Genomic DNA, 4191 nt, shown 5'->3' on the forward strand with positions numbered 1-4191 from the left:
GCGGCAAAGCCGCGGCGCTGGGTATAGTAATAGGCTTCCTTGAACGGCGCCCAGGCCCGCGACAACTGCTCAAAGGCCGTACCCGGAGCCGTCTCGGCATAGGGGATCGCCAAAAGCTTGCCGCTTGAGGCCTCTTCGGCCGCGACGGGCAGCTGAGAGGCAAGCTGGTTCAGGCTCTTTTGCCGCGGCTTCAGTTTGCTGCCGCCGAACAGGTCCATGCGGTAGGGCACGCCCTCCACGGCGAACGTGCTTGTCAGCTCGAAGTCAGTCGGAGGTTTCTGTAGCTGCACCGCCACCACCTTCACCGCGCCCGAGGTCAAGCGGTGGAAAATAGAATAGCGCAACTCGGCTTCGCCGGCCAGCGGCCGGCCTTGCATGTCGACCACCGGCAGCCGCATCAGTCCGGCATCGCCTTGCGGCGGTCTCGGCTCGTGGTCCATGGCCTGAAGGACCCGATGGACATCGAAGCTGGCGGCTGCATGCTGAGCCTGGACCATCGATGCGTTCTGCGCCATGAAGGTGTCGAGCGCTTCGAGCGGCTCCTTCGCCTCGATCTCGGCGATCACGCTCCAGCTCATGTAGGAAAGGTCGCCGTAGATGAGGGCGCGGGCACTGTCCAGGATCTGCCTGGTCTTGCCGTGCAGCTCTTCCCGCCTGGCCTGCAAGGCGAGCTCGTCGCCGTCGACATAGGGCCGCCGGTAGAGCGCTTCCAGCACCGCCCGGGTCTCGAGCACCTGATAGATCGAAAGCGCCGGGCAGCGGCTTGCATTGGCGCCGCTGGTGCACTCGGCCTGGCCTGCCTTGAGATGGGCATCGATCTTGTGTTCCACCACCGGCTGGACGGCGTTGAGCAGGCTCAGCGCCGGCCTGCGATGCCAGCGCAACACCGGATTTGGGCTGCGAGCAAATGGCAGCAGGGAGGCGCAAAGATTGCCCATCGTCTCGAGATCGTTGTCGAGCTTAAACCCGGGAGCGGCACGTAACACCTCGAGCCTGTCCAGCCCCGGCTTTGCCAGCGCACCGAGATCGTCCAACAACTGCGCCTTGCCCAACGCCTTGAATATACTCGCGATGGCACGGACATCGGCGCGCTGCAGCCGATCCTCGGCATATTGGAGGTAGTGCGCCAGCCGATGCAGCCGGTCCTTCAGCAAGGCGGGTTCGGCGACCTCGCCGGCGGTCGCTCCCCCCTCGATACCACGCGACAGGCCTTTGGCGATCCTGACTAGCGCAGGCGTGCTGAAAGTGCTGAAGCGACGGCCCTTGGAACCGAGCTCGCCGGCGATGGCAACGATCGCCTTGCGTGCTTTTTCTTCTTCCGGCCACTTGCCGAAACCGCTCACCAGATTGGCCAATTCTTGATTCGAGAATCTGTTGAGATTGCCGGCGCGGGCAACCACCACGCCGGCGATGGCAAGCGTCGCTTCACGCGTCTTCTGCTGGTCCGGCCATCTGCTGAAGCGGTACACAAAATCGGCCAACTCTGGATCCGAAAATCCGTCGAGATTGCCGTCGCAGGCAACCACCGCGCCGGCGATGGCAAGCGTCGCTTCGCGCGTCTTCTGCTGGTCCGACATTGCGTCGGAGATGCGGTGCGGGCCTTCTTCGCTATCAGGACGCCCTGCTTGTCCAAGCAACTCTCCGGTGCTGCCCGTACTCCCTCTCCGATCCAGCAAAACGCATCTCAGGGCCTGGGCATCTTGATGACGCACGGGCTCGACGGAACGCGACGAGGCGGTTTGCCGAACCGGGGTGGTCGGTTCACGGCCATCATCACGCTCCGCCGAAGCGGCGGACAAGATCAATGGATTGGCTTCCTGCCTGCTGCTGGCCCACCGCTCGAGGCACCACTGCCGATAACTGCGAATGTCCGCCTCTGAAGCGATACCGCCCGAAGAATCTAAAATGCCGTTGCGGTCCATGATCCCCATAAGGCCGTCAGTAGCGCGTCCCTGTGACGGATTTCGCAAAAGACGAGGGCGGTCATGCAATGCGGACTCACGGCGATTCAAGCGAGAATTCGGGCGGCGTTCAATCCCGGCCAGCGCCGTGCTTAACTCCCGCGACATACTGCCCAGCGAATTGTCTTCCCCATCGGATGATTCCACCCAGCTCACAGCGCTTGGCTGCTCCAGATGGTCAGTTGCTGTCGTAGAAGCTTGCGTGCTCGAATGCTGGATTTCTTCATCTTCTTCCATGATGGTATACAAAGCACGATCAGCCCAGGCTCGCTCGATAAAATCCATGCCTAGCTCCCGTTTTAGAAGCGCCCGCCGGTTTCAAATCACGGGATATTGCGGAGTCTAGCTTACGAGAAGCTGACGATCGCGACGAGAGTACCCGCGTCAGGGTGTGGTACGCGTCATAAGCCCCCCAAGCTCGCCGAATAGCAACTATGGATATCAGTGTGAGAAAGCTTGGAAGCTCGAGATTTCCAAATGCAGCAAGGCCACAGCATCCTTTCTCCAGTTCGGTTGGGTGGCCCCTTAGCAGAAAGTAACGCGTCCCGGCTAAGCTACCATCAGCCTCGCGTCATTTGCCGGCCACTGAGGCCGCCTTCTTCCCGTTTCAGTCCTGAGACTCGACCCGCACCGTCGTCTGGACAGCGGGAGCACGGGCTCTTTCTCCGTCCATGCAAATACCTAACCAACCAAGAGCCACTGATCCGTACGAGTGGAAATCAAGCAGCTAGGCCAAGCCCGCGCCAATAAGACAAATTGAGCGATATCGATCAGGCAGCGCTCGAAATCCAGTTCAAAAGAGCTGTCTTCGGTTTGGCGCCGACCGAGAAATCGGCCACCTCGCCGCCCTTGAAGATCGCGAGCGCCGGAATGGAGCGCACGCCCAATTGGGCGGCGAGTTCCGGGTTTTCATCGATGTTGAGCTTGGCGACCTTGATCTTGCCTTCCATCTCGACGGAGATTTCCTCGAGGCTCGGAGCCATCATCTTGCAGGGATCGCACCATTCGGCCCAGAAATCGACGACGACGGGTGCTGCGGATTCCAGAACTTCCGACTGGAAGTTATTGATATCGACTTTCACGGTAGCCATGGCTACTCCTTTGACCGAAGAAGATGTTGAACCACATGTGACGGTGCGGTGCAGAATTTTTCAATTATCAACCCGACGCTCTTTGGGACATAGGGAGCGTTGCCCTGCGATGCCAGGAGCCTACCTCCTGGACCACATCCCCGACCTTCCTCCCTGCTACAGCCCTCCGTGGTTTCCTGCCCACAGCGGATCCTTTCAAGGCCATAAGCATAGACCAAATTGAAAACGCCCCAGCAGCTGTTCGCCGCGTCAAGGTTCGCAAAATTTGCGGCGCTCGAAGTCGCCACCGGAAAGATCATCGCGACGCATTTCAAAACGCCGGCGCCGCGTCGAATTTCTCGACTTCATGAACAGCGTCACCGCGGCTTTTCCGAACCGGAAGCTTAACGTCATCCTCGACAACCTCAACACCCACAAGAAGAACGAGCATTGGCTCAAGGCCCACCCCAACGTGGAATTTCATTTCACGCCGACAAGTGCGTCCTGGCTCAATCAGGTCGAGGTGTGGTTTTCGCTCTTGCTGGGGCAGTCGCTTAGCGGCACCTCCTTCACCAGCCTCAAGCAGCTGCAGGATCACATCGAAGCTTACGTCAACGCATACAACGAGAGCCGAGCCCTTCGTCTGGACCAAGAAAAAGGTCCGTCAACGCCGTTTCAAAGGCCGCCGTATCACTCAGCTCTGATTCCAGGTACTAGAACTCGTACTTGCGCAGATCGTGGAGTTAGAACTTGAACGTGATGCCGTCGCAGAACCGATGCCCCGGACCATGCCGGTAAAATGATCCAGCAACTCATCAGTCTGCGCGGCATCGGTGTGCAGAGTGCAACCGTGCTGGTGCGAGAAGCCTTTGTCCGACGCTTCGCTAATGGCAAGGCTGAGTGAAAACAATTGGTGTTGCGACGACCGTTTGAATCCGCCCTATGCGCAGGGTGAAGAGCACGCCAATTGGCCGAGGACATTTCAAAGCAAACAAGTAGCGTTCAGAACACGCTACATCAGTCGAAATACGATACGAGCTATGGCGGAATCTGGGTGATGACGGCCTGAGAAGGGCGGCGTATCGAGGCGGGTAACCAGCCAGCCAGAACCTCACATGGGATGGTTCGTGTCAAGGCCATCAATCGCAATGCATCAGCAG

The 4191-nt window shown here is 59.3% G+C and carries 1 protein-coding gene and 3 pseudogenes; 2 read left to right on the forward strand and 2 right to left on the reverse strand.

Annotation, left to right across the window (positions count from 1 at the left end; all coding sequences use genetic code 11):
* Positions 1-2246: pseudogene (locus ACZYOF_RS42520) on the reverse strand (hypothetical protein); the annotation flags it as partial.
* Between the two features lie 485 nt (positions 2247-2731).
* Positions 2732-3052 (reverse strand): thioredoxin, encoded by a 321-nt coding sequence (gene trxA, locus ACZYOF_RS42525; protein ID WP_463719472.1) that lies wholly within the window; start codon positions 3050-3052, stop codon positions 2732-2734.
* A 264-nt stretch (positions 3053-3316) separates the two neighbouring features.
* On the opposite strand from trxA, the pseudogene ACZYOF_RS42530 reads away from it, so the two are divergent.
* A pseudogene (locus tag ACZYOF_RS42530) lies at positions 3317-3735 on the forward strand (transposase); the annotation flags it as partial.
* A gap of 9 nt (positions 3736-3744) precedes the next feature.
* Positions 3745-3929: pseudogene (locus ACZYOF_RS42535) on the forward strand (IS110-like element ISMno25 family transposase); the annotation flags it as partial.
* Positions 3930-4191 lie beyond the last annotated feature (262 nt).

The sequence above is a fragment of the Bradyrhizobium sp. LeoA1Lang genome (assembly GCF_055413685.1).

Bases quoted from the DNA above. Each gene is read 5' to 3' on its own strand.
- trxA (WP_463719472.1), bottom strand. From the start codon at position 3,052: ATGGCTACCGTGAAAGTCGATATCAATAACTTCCAGTCGGAAGTTCTG.